This is a genomic window from Fructilactobacillus sp. X2R6C1, assembly GCF_059901295.1.
Map to the genome: position 1 here is coordinate 277,395 of NZ_JBWXUZ010000002.1, position 15,830 is coordinate 293,224.

Annotated in this window: 19 protein-coding genes and 1 tRNA gene; 11 read left to right on the forward strand and 9 right to left on the reverse strand. The window is 35.4% G+C overall.

All coding sequences use genetic code 11. The features are described 5' to 3' along the window. Positions 1-58: 58 nt before the first annotated feature. Complete coding sequence (locus AC6UDF_RS03435; protein ID WP_500693870.1) at positions 59-316, forward strand: hypothetical protein; 258 nt, start codon at positions 59-61, stop codon at positions 314-316. Between the two features lie 40 nt (positions 317-356). Here the strand turns inward: AC6UDF_RS03435 and AC6UDF_RS03440 are convergent, their stop codons facing one another. Then, a complete protein-coding gene (locus tag AC6UDF_RS03440) occupies positions 357-1,724 on the reverse strand; it encodes an FAD-dependent oxidoreductase (protein WP_500693871.1) in 1,368 nt (455 codons plus the stop codon). Positions 1,725-1,959: 235 nt separating this feature from the next. Between AC6UDF_RS03440 and arsC the strand changes: the two genes are divergently transcribed. Next, positions 1,960-2,388 (forward strand): arsenate reductase (thioredoxin), encoded by a 429-nt coding sequence (gene arsC / locus AC6UDF_RS03445; protein ID WP_500706398.1) that lies wholly within the window; start codon positions 1,960-1,962, stop codon positions 2,386-2,388. A 148-nt stretch (positions 2,389-2,536) separates the two neighbouring features. On the opposite strand, the gene AC6UDF_RS03450 is transcribed toward arsC, so the two are convergent. After that, a complete protein-coding gene (locus tag AC6UDF_RS03450; protein ID WP_500693872.1) occupies positions 2,537-2,749 on the reverse strand; it encodes a helix-turn-helix domain-containing protein in 213 nt (70 codons plus the stop codon). Positions 2,750-3,025: 276 nt separating this feature from the next. Between AC6UDF_RS03450 and AC6UDF_RS03455 the strand changes: the two genes are divergently transcribed. From AC6UDF_RS03455 to AC6UDF_RS03490, 8 genes are all read left to right on the forward strand, one after another. Continuing rightward, positions 3,026-3,652, forward strand: a complete 627-nt coding sequence (locus tag AC6UDF_RS03455; RefSeq protein ID WP_500693873.1) for a helix-turn-helix domain-containing protein — start codon at positions 3,026-3,028, stop codon at positions 3,650-3,652. Positions 3,653-3,819: 167 nt separating this feature from the next. Beyond that, a complete protein-coding gene (locus AC6UDF_RS03460) occupies positions 3,820-4,026 on the forward strand; it encodes a hypothetical protein (RefSeq protein WP_500693874.1) in 207 nt (68 codons plus the stop codon). Positions 4,027-4,208: 182 nt separating this feature from the next. Then, the gene (locus tag AC6UDF_RS03465) at positions 4,209-4,529 is read left to right on the forward strand and encodes a hypothetical protein (RefSeq protein WP_500693875.1); all 321 of its coding nucleotides are present in this window, start codon (positions 4,209-4,211) and stop codon (positions 4,527-4,529) included. A 129-nt stretch (positions 4,530-4,658) separates the two neighbouring features. Beyond that, complete coding sequence (locus AC6UDF_RS03470; protein WP_500706397.1) at positions 4,659-5,471, forward strand: PH domain-containing protein; 813 nt, start codon at positions 4,659-4,661, stop codon at positions 5,469-5,471. 166 nt (positions 5,472-5,637) lie between these two features. Continuing rightward, the gene (locus AC6UDF_RS03475) at positions 5,638-6,396 is read left to right on the forward strand and encodes a hypothetical protein (RefSeq protein ID WP_500693877.1); all 759 of its coding nucleotides are present in this window, start codon (positions 5,638-5,640) and stop codon (positions 6,394-6,396) included. A gap of 68 nt (positions 6,397-6,464) precedes the next feature. Next, on the forward strand, positions 6,465-6,995 hold the full coding sequence (locus tag AC6UDF_RS03480; RefSeq protein ID WP_500723821.1) for an Arm DNA-binding domain-containing protein: 531 nt from the start codon (positions 6,465-6,467) through the stop codon (positions 6,993-6,995). Then, positions 6,983-7,174, forward strand: coding sequence for a site-specific integrase (locus AC6UDF_RS03485; protein WP_500723823.1), 192 nt, complete (start codon positions 6,983-6,985; stop codon positions 7,172-7,174). Before AC6UDF_RS03480 ends, AC6UDF_RS03485 begins: the two co-directional genes overlap by 13 nt. Positions 7,175-7,320: 146 nt before the next feature. Then, positions 7,321-7,563, forward strand: coding sequence for a tyrosine-type recombinase/integrase (locus tag AC6UDF_RS03490; protein ID WP_500706396.1), 243 nt, complete (start codon positions 7,321-7,323; stop codon positions 7,561-7,563). A 250-nt stretch (positions 7,564-7,813) separates the two neighbouring features. Here AC6UDF_RS03490 and AC6UDF_RS03495 read toward each other — a convergent pair. The 5 genes from AC6UDF_RS03495 to rnz form a co-directional block, all read right to left on the reverse strand. Beyond that, positions 7,814-7,902 (reverse strand) — tRNA-Ser (locus AC6UDF_RS03495). A gap of 72 nt (positions 7,903-7,974) precedes the next feature. Beyond that, entirely contained in the window at positions 7,975-8,496 is a 522-nt protein-coding gene (locus tag AC6UDF_RS03500; RefSeq protein WP_500695562.1) for an adenine phosphoribosyltransferase, read from the reverse strand. A 23-nt stretch (positions 8,497-8,519) separates the two neighbouring features. Further along, complete coding sequence (gene recJ / locus AC6UDF_RS03505; RefSeq protein ID WP_500706395.1) at positions 8,520-10,835, reverse strand: single-stranded-DNA-specific exonuclease RecJ; 2,316 nt, start codon at positions 10,833-10,835, stop codon at positions 8,520-8,522. Positions 10,836-10,853: 18 nt separating this feature from the next. Continuing rightward, positions 10,854-11,252, reverse strand: a complete 399-nt coding sequence (locus tag AC6UDF_RS03510) for a LapA family protein (RefSeq protein ID WP_500706394.1) — start codon at positions 11,250-11,252, stop codon at positions 10,854-10,856. Next, positions 11,249-12,196, reverse strand: coding sequence for a ribonuclease Z (gene rnz / locus AC6UDF_RS03515; protein WP_500693883.1), 948 nt, complete (start codon positions 12,194-12,196; stop codon positions 11,249-11,251). The genes AC6UDF_RS03510 and rnz overlap by 4 nt, the downstream gene beginning before the upstream one ends. A 106-nt stretch (positions 12,197-12,302) precedes the next feature. Between rnz and AC6UDF_RS03520 the strand changes: the two genes are divergently transcribed. After that, a complete protein-coding gene (locus AC6UDF_RS03520; protein WP_500693884.1) occupies positions 12,303-12,581 on the forward strand; it encodes a hypothetical protein in 279 nt (92 codons plus the stop codon). Positions 12,582-12,614: 33 nt separating this feature from the next. Here AC6UDF_RS03520 and obgE read toward each other — a convergent pair whose 3' ends face one another. Beyond that, complete coding sequence (obgE, locus tag AC6UDF_RS03525) at positions 12,615-13,919, reverse strand: GTPase ObgE (protein WP_500723825.1); 1,305 nt, start codon at positions 13,917-13,919, stop codon at positions 12,615-12,617. An 18-nt stretch (positions 13,920-13,937) separates the two neighbouring features. After that, on the reverse strand, positions 13,938-15,746 hold the full coding sequence (uvrC, locus tag AC6UDF_RS03530; protein ID WP_500706391.1) for an excinuclease ABC subunit UvrC: 1,809 nt from the start codon (positions 15,744-15,746) through the stop codon (positions 13,938-13,940). Between the last annotated feature and the right edge of the window lie 84 nt (positions 15,747-15,830).

The following is a 15,830-nucleotide window of genomic DNA, read 5'->3' on the forward strand; positions in this document are numbered from 1 at the left end:
ATTCGTACCAATACCAAAAATTAATTGGTAGTATAATAACTACGAAAGAAGGGATGATATGAAACGGATTACTTTAACATTTCCAGCACCTGGAAATTCAGATACTAAAACCATTAAAGTTAACGATGACAATCAGTACGTCATGAAATTAACTACCTTAGATAATCTGGCTCCAGATGGCCATTCACTTGAAATTGAATTTCTTCCTAAGACCAGTGAAGATTTTCCAGAACGAGGTACTACCATTTATCTAAATGGTTTTGATAAAACGTTCAAATTGTCAAATGGTGATATTCTAGTAGCAAAAAGTATGTAATAAAAAGGGTCTGTTGATTAAGTCAACGGACCCTTTGGTTTTATTTGTGATCTAACTTATCTTGTGCTTTTTGAGCTGCGACGTTCATGATATTCCATGGACGGTCAAAACCTGGTTGGAAGAAGAAGTCAGCATATGCCAAGTCATCAACGGTCATGTGTTGTTGAATTGCTAATGAAATGGTATTGATATTAGCAGTTACATCCCGTTTTGACATGATTTGAGCACCTTCAACTTCACGAGTCTTTGGATCAAAAGTTAACTTGAAGTATACTTCTGCATTCAACTTGTCATCATGAACAAACGGAGGAACTGCAGTGTCAACAACAAAGACAGATTCAACGTCAACGCCAGCTTTTTCAGCAGTAACGTCCTTAAATCCAGTTGAAGCAAACTTGTAGTCAAAAACATGAAGTGCTGATGAGCCAGAAACTTCGGTAGTCTTACGCTTCTCATCGTTCAAGTTCATGGCAGCTGAGCGACCTTGACGTCTAGCGTTAGAAGCTAAAGCAATGATTTGCTTCTTGCCAGTAGGTGCAAAGGTAACCTCGGTAGAATCACCAACGGCAAAAATATCAGGTTGATTGGTTCTTTGATATTCATCGGTCTTGATCATGCCCTTTTCGTCGAGATCAACTTTACCTTTAAGCCAATCGGTAGCAGGACGAATTCCGGCAGTTTCAATCACTAGATCAGCATCCCATTGGTCACCATTAGTTGAAATAACTGAAGAAACGTTTTCATCATCGTCACCAACGTATTCCTTAACACTTTGGTTCAATGACAATTTTACGCCGTTCTTTTTAAGCTCAGCTTCAAGAATCTTAGTAAACTCTGGATCCAAGTAAGTAGGAAGAATGGTTTTACCAGTATCAACTAAGGTAACGTGCTTGCCAGCCTTAGCGAATGACTCAGCTGCTTCAATTCCAATGTATCCACAACCAACGACCGTGACGTTGTTGATACCTGGAGTAACTTCAGCTTCCTTCAATTTAATGGCCCAATCACGTCCACGCATTGCGTAGATATTACCTAATTCCTTCCCTGGAACTGGAAGTTGGAATGGATTAGCACCAACACTTAAAATTAATTTATCATATTTTTCAGTGCTCTCTTTGCCATCGTTAACGTTTAAAGCGGTTAATGTGTGAGCTTCAGGATCAATATCAGTGATTTCAGTATTAATGTGAACATTTACACCTAATTTTTCCATGCCTTCTGGAGTTGCATAACTTACAGAGTTAACATCTTTTACGACGTTTTGAAGATATAATTCAATTCCACAAGATAGAAAAGATACAAAGTCTCCCTTTTCGTACCATTCGATGTCAGCATCAGGGAAATCTTTTAAAACTCCTCTGACAGCTTCGAATCCACCATGAGATGATCCAATTACAGCTACTTTCATATCTGCTTCCTCCTTCAATTTTTAAATTGTCGTTCTCTATGAACATTTTTATAGTACCACGCAATTACATAATGAGACTACAAAATGTTCAATATTTAATAAATTATTTGCACACAATTTGATTGAACTACCCATAAGTTAAGCAATTGATAACCTATAAGATAAATTATTAATTGTATCCATAGTCATCATCTTTTGGTATCATGACTTATAAATTACTAAGGGATGAATCAAAATGAAAAAAATCTATTTTTTGTGTACGGGAAACTCGTGTCGAAGTCAAATGGCGGAAGGATTTGCCAAAAAATATTTCCCACGAAACTGGCAAATAAAAAGTGCAGGATTAAAAAAGCATGGTGTAAATCAAATTGCGGTTAAGGTAATGAAAGAACGCAGAATTGATATTTCTCACAATACATCAAAGTTAATTGACAAAAATTATTTAGTTAAGTGTGATTTAGTCGTTACGCTTTGCGGAGATGCTAAGGACAAGTGTCCGGTTACTCCAGAATCGGTTACGAAAATTCACTGGCCACTTAAGGATCCAGCACAAGCGAAGGGATCCAAACCGGAAGTAATCGAAACTTTTAGAATCGTCCGCAATCAGATTGACCAATTAGTAAAACAATTGTCAGTTGATGAAACTAAACAAACTAATTATTAGACGACAAAGGCCTAGATCAACTACTGCAACTGATCTAGGCCTTATTATCACTACACATACTAATACTAATTACAAACGTGAAAACAAGTAGTATTAATACATTTAGTTTATCTCATTGCTCTTTTATCACACGGATAACAAATGAAGATTACGAAACTTTGATATCTAGGTACTTAAAAATTTGCTTCCTAATTCTTTGAGATTTAGGACTCATCTCACCATGAATTGCCCGATTTAATTCAACTGGTGAGACATCAACAATTTTTGACATATCAACTTGAGTCAAGTCCTTGTTAATTAAAGCTACTTTGATCTTTTTAAATACTCTTTGAGCATTACGTTCCAATTCAACGTTAGCCATCATTGATCCCTCCTTTCACAATTTATTAATTAAGTTATTGACTATGTCTATCCTTTGGAATAAAATGTAAATATGATGAAAATAATGGACTGTACTTAAACTATTTTCTTCGTGGGAACTAGTTTAAATACTTTTAACCATTGATATTATTCTGGACTGACTGATCAATTACTTAACTAAATTAATTATCAATCATATAAAATAAAATGTCAATGATTTTCTCTATTATTTGAAATAACTTTTTTAACCACCAATTTCAGAAAAGGAGAAACAATTTTGACAACAATTGAACGAATTAAGAGACTTTCAAGAATGCGTGGATGGTCACTTCAGTTAGTGGCACAGAAGGCTGGGATTGGGATTAACAATATTTATACTTGGAACAAAAAAACTCCTAGTACAAAAAGCCTTGGAAAAGTCGCCAAAGTACTTGGAGTGTCGATCGATTACCTATTAGGAAATACTGATCAACTTAACTATCACAATGATAGTACAAGCGCTAAATCAAAAACTAATGAGGCAATTGATCTTCCTCTTATTGGCAGCATTGCTTGCGGAAAACCAATCTTTGCTGAACAAAACGTTACCGCGTACTTTCCAACCTTAAAAGAAGGACTGCCAAGTGGTGAGAATTTCTGGCTAAAATGTGACGGAGATTCAATGGCTCCTACCATTCAAAACGGATCGTACGTTTTGATTCATTATCAACCAGAGGTGGAAAATGGTGAAATTGCTGCTGTCCTATTAAACGATAACGAGGAAGCTACCCTTAAAAGAATTAGTACTCAAAAAGACCAAACCGTCTTAGTTCCTGATAACAAGGAATACCCACCGATTATCTTGAATAAAGATAATCCAGGTAAAATCATTGGAAAAGCAATCCGGATGCAATCCGAATTATAAGAGCTCAATACAACAAAAGGGCTATCAAAACTTGTGATTTTGATAGCCCTTTTGTTTTGTAACACATATTAAATATTAAAGGAGAGAAGGCATTAGTAGATTACGTAAAAAAGTAAACTACGTCCAATCAATTCTAACTGTAGTAATAAAATAAGGAGTTTCAATTTATGAATGAGTATATAAATACTGTGTATATAACAAAAAAAGACGATCCTCTTCCAATTATGATAAAAAGATATAATAACAATGGCATTTATGTAACTATCAATATCCAGCTTATTGGATTAGAACAAGGAAAACATAACCTTAAAATCGATGCAAAAAATAAAAATGATAAAAGCATAATGGATAATCATGAGCCCGACATTTTTTAATTTGATCTAAAAGATATTAAAGCAAAGCAGATGTCAAACAACTATATTGCAATGTTTGGAATAGCATTCTCGGCGACTCTAAAAGATGTTCAAAATACACCATATATTAATTTTGAAATCCAATTAGATGAAAATGAGAAAAAAAGTAAATTGACTTTATTTCTTAAAAGGGAGAATTCGTAATGGCTGAAAGTAAAAATAATATTATCTATCGGCCTTTTGAAGGAGAAAAAACGAACAATGATATAATTAATTCAAAGCCAAATGATAATGGAGGTAACGGAAATATGAAAAATTATGTAATACATGATGAATTAAATAGTGCCGTTGATAAACTCAGTAGTAAAATTGATTTACTTGGAAAAGACATTGATATTAAATTTGAAAAAGTAAATACTAAGTTTGCTGAACAAAAAACATGGTTAATTACTACTTTTATAGGAGTAGTTGGAACAATTATAGGAATTATTGGAACAATACTATCAATTTATAAATTCTTTTAAAGAGCCACAAGAAACGTGGCTTTTGTTTTACAAAAACGTCTTAAGAAATAATTAGACTATTTTAAACAAACTTAATATGTCCAATTCCTGATTGACTTAAAAAGCTGTTAATTTTTGGAGGATAATACTATGCGTACTTGCCCAATATGTAATAACAAAATCACTTTATTGCAATTTAATATGCTGGTTAAAGACGGCGATATTTGTGATAAATGTTGTAAAAAAATAGGAATAAATGCTAAAAAAGTTGGAATTGTAACGAGCATGGCCGCTCAAAACTTTGTAACTGTGGATATGGTAAAAGATGCCATCGCAAACGGAACTACAATAGACCCACTGAAATTAAAAGATGACTACAAACAAAAGAAACGCGAAGAAAAAGAAAGTAAACAACCAAATGGATCATCGCAAAATTCAGAAAGATTCGAACAAATTAAGCAACAATTAGATGAAGCTGGATTAACTGATACGTTTGGTACTAAACGTGAACTCAAAATGTTACCCGAAATTTTAAATGATGATGAAACCATTAAATATGCTACTTCTGGTTTTACTGAAAAAGATTCTCAAACGGTACTGATGGTTCTAACTGATCAACGTATTATTTTTATAAATAAGAATTTGCTTATTGGAAGTCAGACTTCAGATATTCCTATCTCACAAATAAATGGTGTGTCCAAGCATAAAGGAATGGCACTTGGAAGAATTGTTTTAATGAATGGAGTAACAGAAGTTGGAATAAAAAATATCTACAATAACAACGTAGAGATTATGGCTAAAAAGATTAACGAAGAAATTAATAATTCTAAAACTCCAACTGGTAATGTTGTTCAGTCTATTTCTAACGCAGATGAATTACGAAAATTCAAATCCCTTTTAGATGATGGAATTATTACTCAAGAAGAGTTCGACCAAAAGAAAAAACAACTACTAGGTCTTTAATTTTAATAATAGTAATAAAGGAGATATGAATGATGGATATTGGTCTGTTTAATTATTCTTGTAATCATATACGCAGTAAAAAGTTTTAAAAACACCTTACTGATATAAATGTAAACAACTTACGTCCAATTTCTGATCGACGTAAAAAGCTGTTTGTGGAGGACTTATGTATTTTGTAATAGGTTGGATTTTATTTATTTTTTTAGTTGGTCTCACTATCGGAGGAATCAAGCAATCTCTTGATGAAGCAAATAAAGACAACAAAGGTATGTTTTATGCTTCGTTAGTATTTGGATTAGTTGCAACGATGCTTTTAATCTTTTTATTATCAGTTGAAAAATCACTCGAAATTGTTTTACTTATTCTTCTAATAATTGCTTTAATTGTATCGGTATTAGAAATATTTGCCTCAAAATCAAAAAAGATGTGGATAACTTTAAGTGTTGTTTTTGCTGTGTTTGCTTTGATTTCAATGGGACAAATTAGTGCTTACGATCAACAACAGGCTGCTAAAGAACACGAAACAAAAATGGCCAATAAAAAAGCAGTCAAAGAAGATAAGCAAATTGATAAAGAAGTTAAAAGCAAACCAAATAATAGTGATAAAAATATCAATGGCTACAAACAAGCATTAGCTGATCTACCTAGTCAAACTAACGGAGATATCACTAACGCTAAAGTTGATTCAGCTGGAGAAACGGTTGTAACCTTAAGTGATGCAACAGCTAACTTTAATAGTCAACAATTAGAAAATGTCTCACATTCTGCTTATGATGCAATTGAACGAATTATGCAGCAATACAACATTCAAGATTCATACAGTTCAAAGGTAACTAGTTCAATTAGTATTCAAGATGGTTCTGGTAATCAGATTGCTAAAACATCCCTAACAAATAAATATAAATTTACTGGTCAAAAGCAGTAATATTACCCTACTTGGTAGCATGAAGTCAGTTCAATTCTGACTTTAGGGCTTTAATGGAGGTACATAACATGGCTAATTTTCAAAAGCGTGGCAAAGTCTGGCAAGCCCAGTTTAGATATAAAGGTCCAGATAAAAAATGGCATGCAAAATCTAAATCTGGTTTTTCAATTAAACAAGAAGCACAACTATATGCTTCTAAAATGGAATTGAGTAAAAATGATTTCTCTCTACAAAACAGTAAACCTAACTTATTTTATGAATACTTTTGGAATTGGTTTCAAACTTATAAAGAAACATCAGTAACTGAAAGAACTAAAAAGACTTATTTAAGAACATACGGTATTTTAAAGCGATACATCCCTAATGTTCAGGTCGATGCTATCGACCGTAATATTTATCAAAAACTATTAAATGATTATGGTAAAGACCACGCTAAAGAAACCGTTAGTAAATTAAATACAATGGTTCACTCTTGTGTTAAAGATGGTATCTACGATGGTGACTTTGAAAAAGATTTCGTCCAGCGAACCACAATGGTGTACGACCGAAGTAAGACCAGAAGGATTGAATATTTAAATGTCGACGAATGGAAAGATTGACTAATTATCTGTTAGAGACTAAGAACAAAAACTTTACTTCTAAATATATGATTCTGTTAGCAATTTTCTCTGGGATGCGACTGGGAGAAATTCAAGCACGGATTTGGAAAGATGTTAATTTTAACTTTCGAACTATCAATATTAATAAGTCTTGGAATTCCGTATTAGAAAGTGAATAACCTACTAAAAACGAAAGCTCCAATAGAATTATTCGAATAAATGCTGATATTCTTGAAGTTTTAAAAGAGTTAAAGGAAAATGGCAACAACCATGTTTTTACGAATCAATATAAGACTATACGACTTCCTCAGCCGTCAACAAAACATTGAGGAAATTTTTAAACGAGTTAGGTATAAATTTCTACTCTCTCAGACACACTCACGTAGCTTATTTGCTTGCTAATGGAATTGATAACTACGTCATCAGTAAACGACTTGGTCACTCAGATATATCAACCACAACCCGAGTATATTCATACATGATTGATGAATATCGTCAACAAACTAATGATCAAATCGAAACATCACTAAATAAAATTATCAATAAAAAAAGAGCTACCAGAATTTAATCTGATAGCTCTTTCTATATATCGACCATAAATATTTAGCAGGAGACATCACACCCGGCTTAAATATAAATTTAGTATGGCACACTACTAAAAATTGGTATACCTCCGCTTTTAACCGGTTAACATTTTTTGTTAACAGATTGTTAACGGATTTTTATTTCTCTATAGTTTTCTAACTATCCACAGCTGCTTCTTTTGTTGATATAAAAACGTTTGATAACTATAGGAAACTATCCAAATTGCCCCTAAAAGGCGAGTACAGGATTTGAACCTGCGCGCCGGCTATAAACCGGTTCGCCGGATTTCGAGTCCGGTGCATTACCACTCTGCCAACTCGCCATAATTAACACCACTTAAGTATAATCGTAAAAGAAACGACAATCAACTTGAGAAGTGTGTTCAATTTAAAGCTTAATCATATTTAATCAGACTGAGAATATCATAGTCTTTAATCTTATCGCGACCCTTTAAGTCCATTAATTCGACAATAAAAGCCGTTCCAACTACTACTCCACCGAGATCCTTGACCAACTCAATGGTAGCTTCAATGGTACCACCTGTAGCTAGCAAATCGTCAGTCACAAGAACTCTCTGACCTGGTTTAATCGCATCATCATGCAAATAAAGTGATGACTGACCGTATTCCAAGCCATATGTAGCTTTGACAGTCTTGCCAGGTAACTTCCCTTTTTTTCTTGCAGGAGCAAATCCAATTCCAAGTTCATAGGCAACGGGACATCCCACAATAAAGCCACGCGCTTCGGGACCAACAATCATATCAATGTTCTTGCCCTTAGCATAGTTGACAATTTCGTCAGTAGCTTGACGATATGCTTCGCCACTTTCTAGCAATGGAGAAATATCTCGAAAAGTTACACCTGGCTCTGGAAAATTAGGATAACTTGCTACATAATCCTTTAAATTAAGGACCATAAAAAATACTTCCTTTCTTATTATCAGTTCCCAATCTTATTAATTATTTTCACCAAATCACTTGGGGAAACGTTAAAAAGAGCATCTTCCACCTTTAATTGCTCTTCTCGCAATTGGTAAGTTGGGGAAGTAGACAAGCTTTGCTTGTTTGGATTACTGATACCATTCAAAATTCCATCCCGAATGGTGATAAATCCCAGTTCATTAAATACCTGCAACATGAAAACCAGAATATTGGTTGGAACCTGCAAATGGTTTGCAACCTCACCAACATTCTTTGAAATTTGCACATTTTTATTAGTTTCAACGAACTTAAATAGTTTAGCATACTGTGAACGTTCTGGCATCCCTAAATTTAAAATATGATTCTTTTTATATAAATACAATATAATTTCAGGATTTTGGAAATGATTAACAACGCCCTTTAATTCACCAAGTGTTTCAGGACAATCAACAAGATAAACTACCCCATTCGTAATATCTTTTTTAACATCCGAAGCAAGCATAGCTTTAGAATTCTTACCAACATATGATTTTAATTGTTGATACAAGTTACGATGAAAGAAAATATACGTTCCCGCATTTACAAACATTGACTTAGTTAAGGTAGGGGTCCGTTTGTCAATAACAACGGTTCCGTCAACTTTAAGATCATCAACCATCAACTGAAGATTAGTACGACCCTTCCACTCATTTTCATTCAAGGTCGCTGCTACGTTAATATTAGCTGACAATTTAGAAACTTCAGTAGCAACATCACCCATCCCAAAGTCAATTGCAGAAATCCGTGAATGATTGCCAACAGCTTGAAATTTAAGGTGATCATGGGCTTTCCCAATTGCCTGAACATTAGTTAAAACAATCGGATCAACGTCAAATCGGGGACATTCATTATCAGTCCCAAATGGACTCAAAATTTGAATTTGTTGAAATAACTTTTGATCAATTTCATCTGGAGTAACTTTAAAATCAATTTTTAAAGTTGGCTTTTGTGATAAATCAACCTGCTGTTTTGCTGCTGACCGTTCAAACCGCTCAGCTAGTGTTTTTAAATTATCAGCTGGAACCGTTAATCCAACTGCCATCGCATGTCCACCAAATGCATCCATCAGATCACGTTCACTATCTAAGGCTTTAAAAAGATCAAATCCTTTGACACTTCTTCCGGATCCCTTGGCGATCTTATTTTGGTCATCAACACTGACAACAACCGTCGGCTTATGAAATTTATCTTTAACTCGACTAGCTGCAATACCTAAAACTCCAGTATGCCAATCCTTTCCCACAATTAAAAGGGTTTCTCTCTTCTTATTCTCAGGTGAATCAGCTTGAGCGATTGCCTCGTCCGTAATTGAACTAACCAGTAACTTCCTCTGATCATTTTTTTGCTCAGTCTTCTTAGCTAGTTCGTTAGCTTGATCGTCGTCAACCGTAGTAAGCAGATCAACGCCCATATTGGCGTCACCCATCCGTCCAAGTGCATTTAATCTAGGAGCAATGTTAAACCCAATATCTTGTTCATCAACTTTTTCCAAATCAATTCCAGATCGTTTAATAAGGGCTTTTAATCCAGGTCGCACCGTCAAGTGAATGACATTTAATCCAAACTGAACGAGTGCCCGATTCTCTCCAGTTAACGATACTAAGTCAGCAACCGTCCCGATTGCGGCTAAATCTAGTTTATCTTGAGGAATTTCATCCATTAATGCCGTCGCCAACTTAAAAGATACTCCAGCTCCAGAAAGATACTGAAATGGATATTTAGGATCGCCCAACTGAGCGTGAACGATTGCATAGGCGTTTGGCAACTTTTCTGGTAATTCGTGATGATCGGTAATAATCACATCACAACTCAATTTATTAGCTTCCTCAATTGCATCAAAGCCGGCAACTCCATTATCAACAGTAACAATTAACGAAGTTCCACTATCAATAATTTTTTGAAAGGCCTTCACATTTGGACCGTATCCATCTTTAAACCGATTAGGAATATAATAACGAACTTCCGCTCCCATCTCGACTAGCGTTTCATATAAAATGGCGGTACTAGTAAGTCCGTCAGCATCATAATCCCCATAAACGGTAATTTGTTCACCGTTTTCAACTGCCAATTCAATCCGTTCAACCGCTTTTTGCATATCATGCATTAAAAAGGGATCGTTTAAGTCACTAGTATCCGGGTTTAAGTAATGTTGAATCTTATCGACATTATCATAACCACGTTCAAACAGTAAGCTAACAACTAACGGTTCAAGTCCCAAATCATTAGCTAGTTGATTAACAGCATCTTGGTTAAGATTATTTTGTTTTAGCTTCCAATTATACTTTGAAGAAAGCAAATATGAATCCTCTTTTCACTATTTTTCGTTGTCCTCTTGCTGTTTATTGATTACATTTTCAACGTTTCGATTATCTTGATTAACCTTTTGTTTACTAATTGAATTCTTTAACTGCATCTTTAGAGAATCAACTTGTTTATTTAAATCATTAATTTGTCCCTTTAATCCATCAATGGTTTTCTGTGAATCACGATTTTCTTTTTTCCGTTTGGAACCATTTTTAAATGAACTGATCATTGATAATAAAAACATGATTAAAGCCCCAATTAGTAATGTCAATAATAAGACTAAGATTAACGGCATTTTAACCGTCGTAAAACCAAAGTTAATCTCCGCACTTCCCATATTTAACAAAACAAAAATAGCGACAATCACAATCAAGACCATGCTTAAAATCATTGAAACTTGCTTTTTCATTGGGCATTCTCCTCTCCCTTATTAAAGGGAATATCAATAAAATCAAAATCTTTAACTACCTTGGTATTTGGAAAAACTTGTTGAGCCTGCCTCTGTAACTCATGAGCCATTTTAGCAGTATACCTTGCAGAAATGTGCGTTAATAGCAATCGTTTTACGTTGGCATCCCTGGCGGTATTAGCAGCCTGAATGTTCGTAGAATGATAGTAATTGTGAGCTAATTTTGCTTCGCCCTTTCCAAAAGTACTTTCATGAACTAAAATGTCAGCATTTTGCGCTAACTTATTGATGGTACCAACTTTTCTCGTATCCCCTAAAATGGTAACAATTCTCCCCTTTTGGGAATTACCAATGTAGTCCTTGCCATTAATGACTCTCCCGTCACTAAGCTTAACCGTCTTACCTTCCTTAAGCTTTCCGTACAGTGGACCAGACGGAATATTATCCTCCTGCAATTTATCAACAAGCAGTTCACCCGGATGATCATGTTCAACAATTCGAAAACCCCAACTTTGAACTTGATGATCAAGCTTTTCCGCATAAACTGTAAACTTTTTACCGTCAAAAATCTTACCAGGCTGGTCCAGCTCTACGTATTTTATTTTATACCCTAACTTAGTCTGCGTCACTTGCAAACTAGTCTGAACGTAATTTTTGATTCCAAAGGGGCCATAAATGGTAACCGGATCATCTCCGCCTTGAAACGAACGACTTGATAATAATCCCGGAAGACCATAGATATGATCACCATGAAGGTGGGTAATAAAAATCTTATTAATTTTTCGCGGTTTTAACGTTGATCGCAAGATTTGTTGTTGAGTACCTTCCCCCGCATCAAACAACCACACGGAATTAATCTCATCCAACAATCTTAAAGCGACACTAGAAACGTTTCGAAACTTACCAGGAACTCCCGCACCAGTTCCAAAAAACTCTAATTGCATATCCTATCGTTCCTTTTTGACACTCAAATTTTTACACTCGTGAAGAATTACTATACAATTGTAGCATACCACATTAGCAATAATAAGCTGAATCTAGGTGATAACTTTGAGATTAAACGAATTTTATGTCTCATCCGAAGATTTAAATAATTCATATAAAATATACGTTGAAATTAATAAGGTTATTTTACCAGTTTTTGACATTGAATTTTCGCAAAATAAAATTTTATTAGTACCAAGCAAAAACAAACGGTCACTAACCTTGAATCAATTTAATACCCGGACAAGAGAACTTGATGATCATCTATCACTTTTTTGTAAAACAATTGAAACTCCAAAACTATTCGGTTATCGTTTAAAAAATGATGAGCTTATTTTTGGATAATAAAAGACGATACCACAAGTATCGTCTTTTATATTATTCAACATATGAAAAGGTAAAGTCCAAAATTGATACCAGATCGCCATTCTTAGCGCCGGCATCCCGTAGTGCTTGATCAACACCCATTCCACGTAATTTTCGAGCTAATCTTAACACACCTTGTTCATGTTCAGTATTAGCCATTTGAATTACTCGTTCAATCTGATGTCCAGACAGAACCCAAGTTCCATCTTCATCTTTTGTCAAAGTAAACGGCTTTTCATCCTCATCAGGACGGTAAATGACTTCCTTAGAATCATTAAGCTCGTTAGCACCCACAATTGGAAACTTTGGTGCCTTATCAAGTTCACTACTCGTTTCTCGAATGAGATCATTAAGCCCTGAATGAGTAATGGAAGAAATGGGAATAATTTTGCCATTAACGTGGTCATTATGTTCACCTAATTCACGTTTAAACAACTTAAGATTTTCAGCCGAATCCGGCATATCCATTTTAGAAGCAACGATGATTTGGGGACGTTTCAAAAGACTTTTATCAAAATTAGCCAGTTCATGATTGATTTTTTCATAGTCATCATACGGATCACGTCCCTCAACTCCACTCATATCAACAACATGAAGGATAACTCGAGTTCTTTGAATGTGTCTTAAAAATTCAAAACCTAATCCCACACCCTTGGAAGCTCCCTCAATCAGTCCAGGCAAATCAGCAATCACAAAGTCACTTCCATCATGATTTCGTACAATCCCCAGATTAGGAACAATGGTCGTAAAGTGGTATTGAGCTACTTTTGGTTTTGACGAAGTAATTGCACTTAATAACGTGGATTTACCAGCCGATGGAAAACCGACTAAACCAACATCAGCTAATAACCTTAACTGAAGTTCGATCTCCATTTCTTGACCTGGTTCCCCATTTTCAGCAATTTCTGGCGCAGAATTTTTAGGGGTGGCAAAGTGAACGTTTCCTCTTCCTCCACGACCACCCTTTACAACTACAACTTCATCGTTTGCTTTAGTCAAATCCGCAATTGGCTCGCCGGTCTCTGAGTTATAAATCGTGGTGCCATCGGGGACATGTACTACCAAATCCGGTGCACTTGCACCCGTCATCTTTTTGTTAGCACCATTCCCACCGTTTTTGGCTTTAAATTGTTTTTTATACTTAAAATCCATTAAAGTTGACATTCCAGTATCAACTTTGAAAACAACATTACCACCATGGCCACCATCACCACCAGAAGGTCCACCATTTGGTACATATTTTTCCCGACGAAATCCGACCATTCCGTCTCCACCTTTACCGGCCTTAACTTTAAATTTTACTTGATCTACAAACATAATTTCTCCATTTTCATATTAGTTTTTCATCATCTTGGCCACTGGTGCAACGTTCTCAAAGGTCAATTTTACCGTCTGAGCAACTTTCTTTGAAATACCGACTGCTTGAATGTCTTCGATACTAGCATCCGCAATGTTTTTGGTGGAACCAAATTTTCGCAAAAGTTTATTTCTAGTTTTGGGTCCCACTCCCTTAATACTATCTAATCTAGAAGTCATCGAATTCTTATTATGGAGTTGATGATGATAGTTAATTGCAAAGCGATGCACTTCATCTTGAACCCTTTGGACTAGATAAAAGGCCTGACTTTTCGGATTTAAATTAACGTGATGATCATTACTTCCGTAAAGCAAATCAGCCGTCTTATGTTTCTCATTTTTCACCATTCCAGCTACTGGAATGTGCAGATTAAGTTCATTTTCCAAAACATCGGTAACGGCATTCATCTGAATCTCGCCTCCGTCCATTAGGATCAAATCTGGCATTTCAGCCTGTTCCTTTAATAAACGTGTGTAGCGCCTTCTAATCACTTCGCGCGTGCTGGCTGCTTCATCGGCATGATCAACGGTTCTTAACTTATATTTTCGGTACTTCTTCTTATTCGGTTTCCCATCTTCAAATACTACCATAGCAGAAACCAAATCAGCACCCGAAATATGAGAATGATCAAAAGCTTCGACTCGTCCGAGATGACCAATTCCTAAAACGTCGCCCAATTCATCCATTGCTCCGGTAGTCTTTTTACGATCCATTTCCATTAACTTAAACTGTTCGTTTAAAACCAATCGCGCATTATGCTCTGCCATGTCCAAAAGGGCTTTCTTCTGGCCACGTTGAGGGGTTCTAACTGGCACTCCGATCATCTTCGAAAGAACATCATGGTCGATTGAGTTAGGTACCAAAATTTCTTTGGGTGGAATCCGATCAGAATCGTTATAAAATTGAACAATATAGCTAGTCATCTCTTCATTGGCGGTACTGATAATCGGAAACAATTTTTTCTCACGTTTCATTAAACGTGCCTGCCGAATAAAGAAAACTTGTACAGAAAGCCATCCCTTATCAGCATAAAAATTAAACACATCTCGTGGGGTATTGTCATGTGAAATGATTTTTTGTTTCTCAACGGTCGCATCAATGTAATGCAGTTGATCGCGCAATTCAGCTGCCCGCTCATACTCCATGTTATTTGATGCCGTATTCATTCGTTTAGTCAGTAGTTGTCTAGCAGGTCCCACACTACCGTTTAAAAATGACTTGATTTTCTTGATTTGAGCATCGTACTCTGACTTAGGTACTTTCTTAAAGCAAGCCCCCAAGCACTGTCCCATGTGGTAGTACAAACAAGCTCGTTTTTGATACCCATTACAACGTCTGAGTGGATACATCTTTTGTAAGAAATTCAAGGTTTCATCTGCAGCATAGACGTTTGGATATGGTCCAAAATAATATCCACCATCATTTTTAACGGTATTAGTAATCAACATTCGGGGATCACGTTCATTAGTAATTTTAATGTAAGGATACCCACTGTGTCCTTGCTTTAAACGAACGTTATAATAAGGCCGATGCTTCTGAATCAAAGTGATTTCAAGTAAAAATGCTTCTTTGTCATTTGAAGTAATGATTGTCTCAAAATCAGCAATGTTTCGCACTAATTTGGCTCGTCTCCCATACTGAGTACTCTTGAAATAAGAGCGAACTCGATTCTTTAGGTTTTTTGCCTTACCAATATAAATAATTTTGCCATCTTTATCTTTCATAATGTAACAACCGGGTTGATCCGGAAGTAACGTTAATTTTCGTTCAATTAAATCAGATGCCATAAACTCCCTCCTTTCCGATAAATACTACTGTTACAATTATAATGAATTAGTTACAGTTTGTATAACAAACTGACATGAAATGAT

What these genes read in the sequence shown, in the direction of transcription:
- AC6UDF_RS03435 (WP_500693870.1), top strand. Translation starts at nt 59, where the DNA reads ATGAAACGGATTACTTTAACATTTCCAGCACCTGGAAATTCAGATACT.
- AC6UDF_RS03440 (WP_500693871.1), bottom strand. Translation starts at nt 1,724, where the DNA reads ATGAAAGTAGCTGTAATTGGATCATCTCATGGTGGATTCGAAGCTGTC.
- arsC (WP_500706398.1), top strand. Translation starts at nt 1,960, where the DNA reads ATGAAAAAAATCTATTTTTTGTGTACGGGAAACTCGTGTCGAAGTCAA.
- AC6UDF_RS03450 (WP_500693872.1), bottom strand. Translation starts at nt 2,749, where the DNA reads ATGGCTAACGTTGAATTGGAACGTAATGCTCAAAGAGTATTTAAAAAG.
- AC6UDF_RS03460 (WP_500693874.1), top strand. Translation starts at nt 3,820, where the DNA reads ATGAATGAGTATATAAATACTGTGTATATAACAAAAAAAGACGATCCT.
- AC6UDF_RS03465 (WP_500693875.1), top strand. Translation starts at nt 4,209, where the DNA reads ATGGCTGAAAGTAAAAATAATATTATCTATCGGCCTTTTGAAGGAGAA.
- AC6UDF_RS03470 (WP_500706397.1), top strand. Translation starts at nt 4,659, where the DNA reads ATGCGTACTTGCCCAATATGTAATAACAAAATCACTTTATTGCAATTT.
- AC6UDF_RS03475 (WP_500693877.1), top strand. Translation starts at nt 5,638, where the DNA reads ATGTATTTTGTAATAGGTTGGATTTTATTTATTTTTTTAGTTGGTCTC.
- AC6UDF_RS03480 (WP_500723821.1), top strand. Translation starts at nt 6,465, where the DNA reads ATGGCTAATTTTCAAAAGCGTGGCAAAGTCTGGCAAGCCCAGTTTAGA.
- AC6UDF_RS03485 (WP_500723823.1), top strand. Translation starts at nt 6,983, where the DNA reads ATGGAAAGATTGACTAATTATCTGTTAGAGACTAAGAACAAAAACTTT.
- AC6UDF_RS03500 (WP_500695562.1), bottom strand. Translation starts at nt 8,496, where the DNA reads ATGGTCCTTAATTTAAAGGATTATGTAGCAAGTTATCCTAATTTTCCA.
- AC6UDF_RS03510 (WP_500706394.1), bottom strand. Translation starts at nt 11,252, where the DNA reads ATGAAAAAGCAAGTTTCAATGATTTTAAGCATGGTCTTGATTGTGATT.
- rnz (WP_500693883.1), bottom strand. Translation starts at nt 12,196, where the DNA reads ATGCAATTAGAGTTTTTTGGAACTGGTGCGGGAGTTCCTGGTAAGTTT.
- obgE (WP_500723825.1), bottom strand. Translation starts at nt 13,919, where the DNA reads ATGTTTGTAGATCAAGTAAAATTTAAAGTTAAGGCCGGTAAAGGTGGA.
- uvrC (WP_500706391.1), bottom strand. Translation starts at nt 15,746, where the DNA reads ATGGCATCTGATTTAATTGAACGAAAATTAACGTTACTTCCGGATCAA.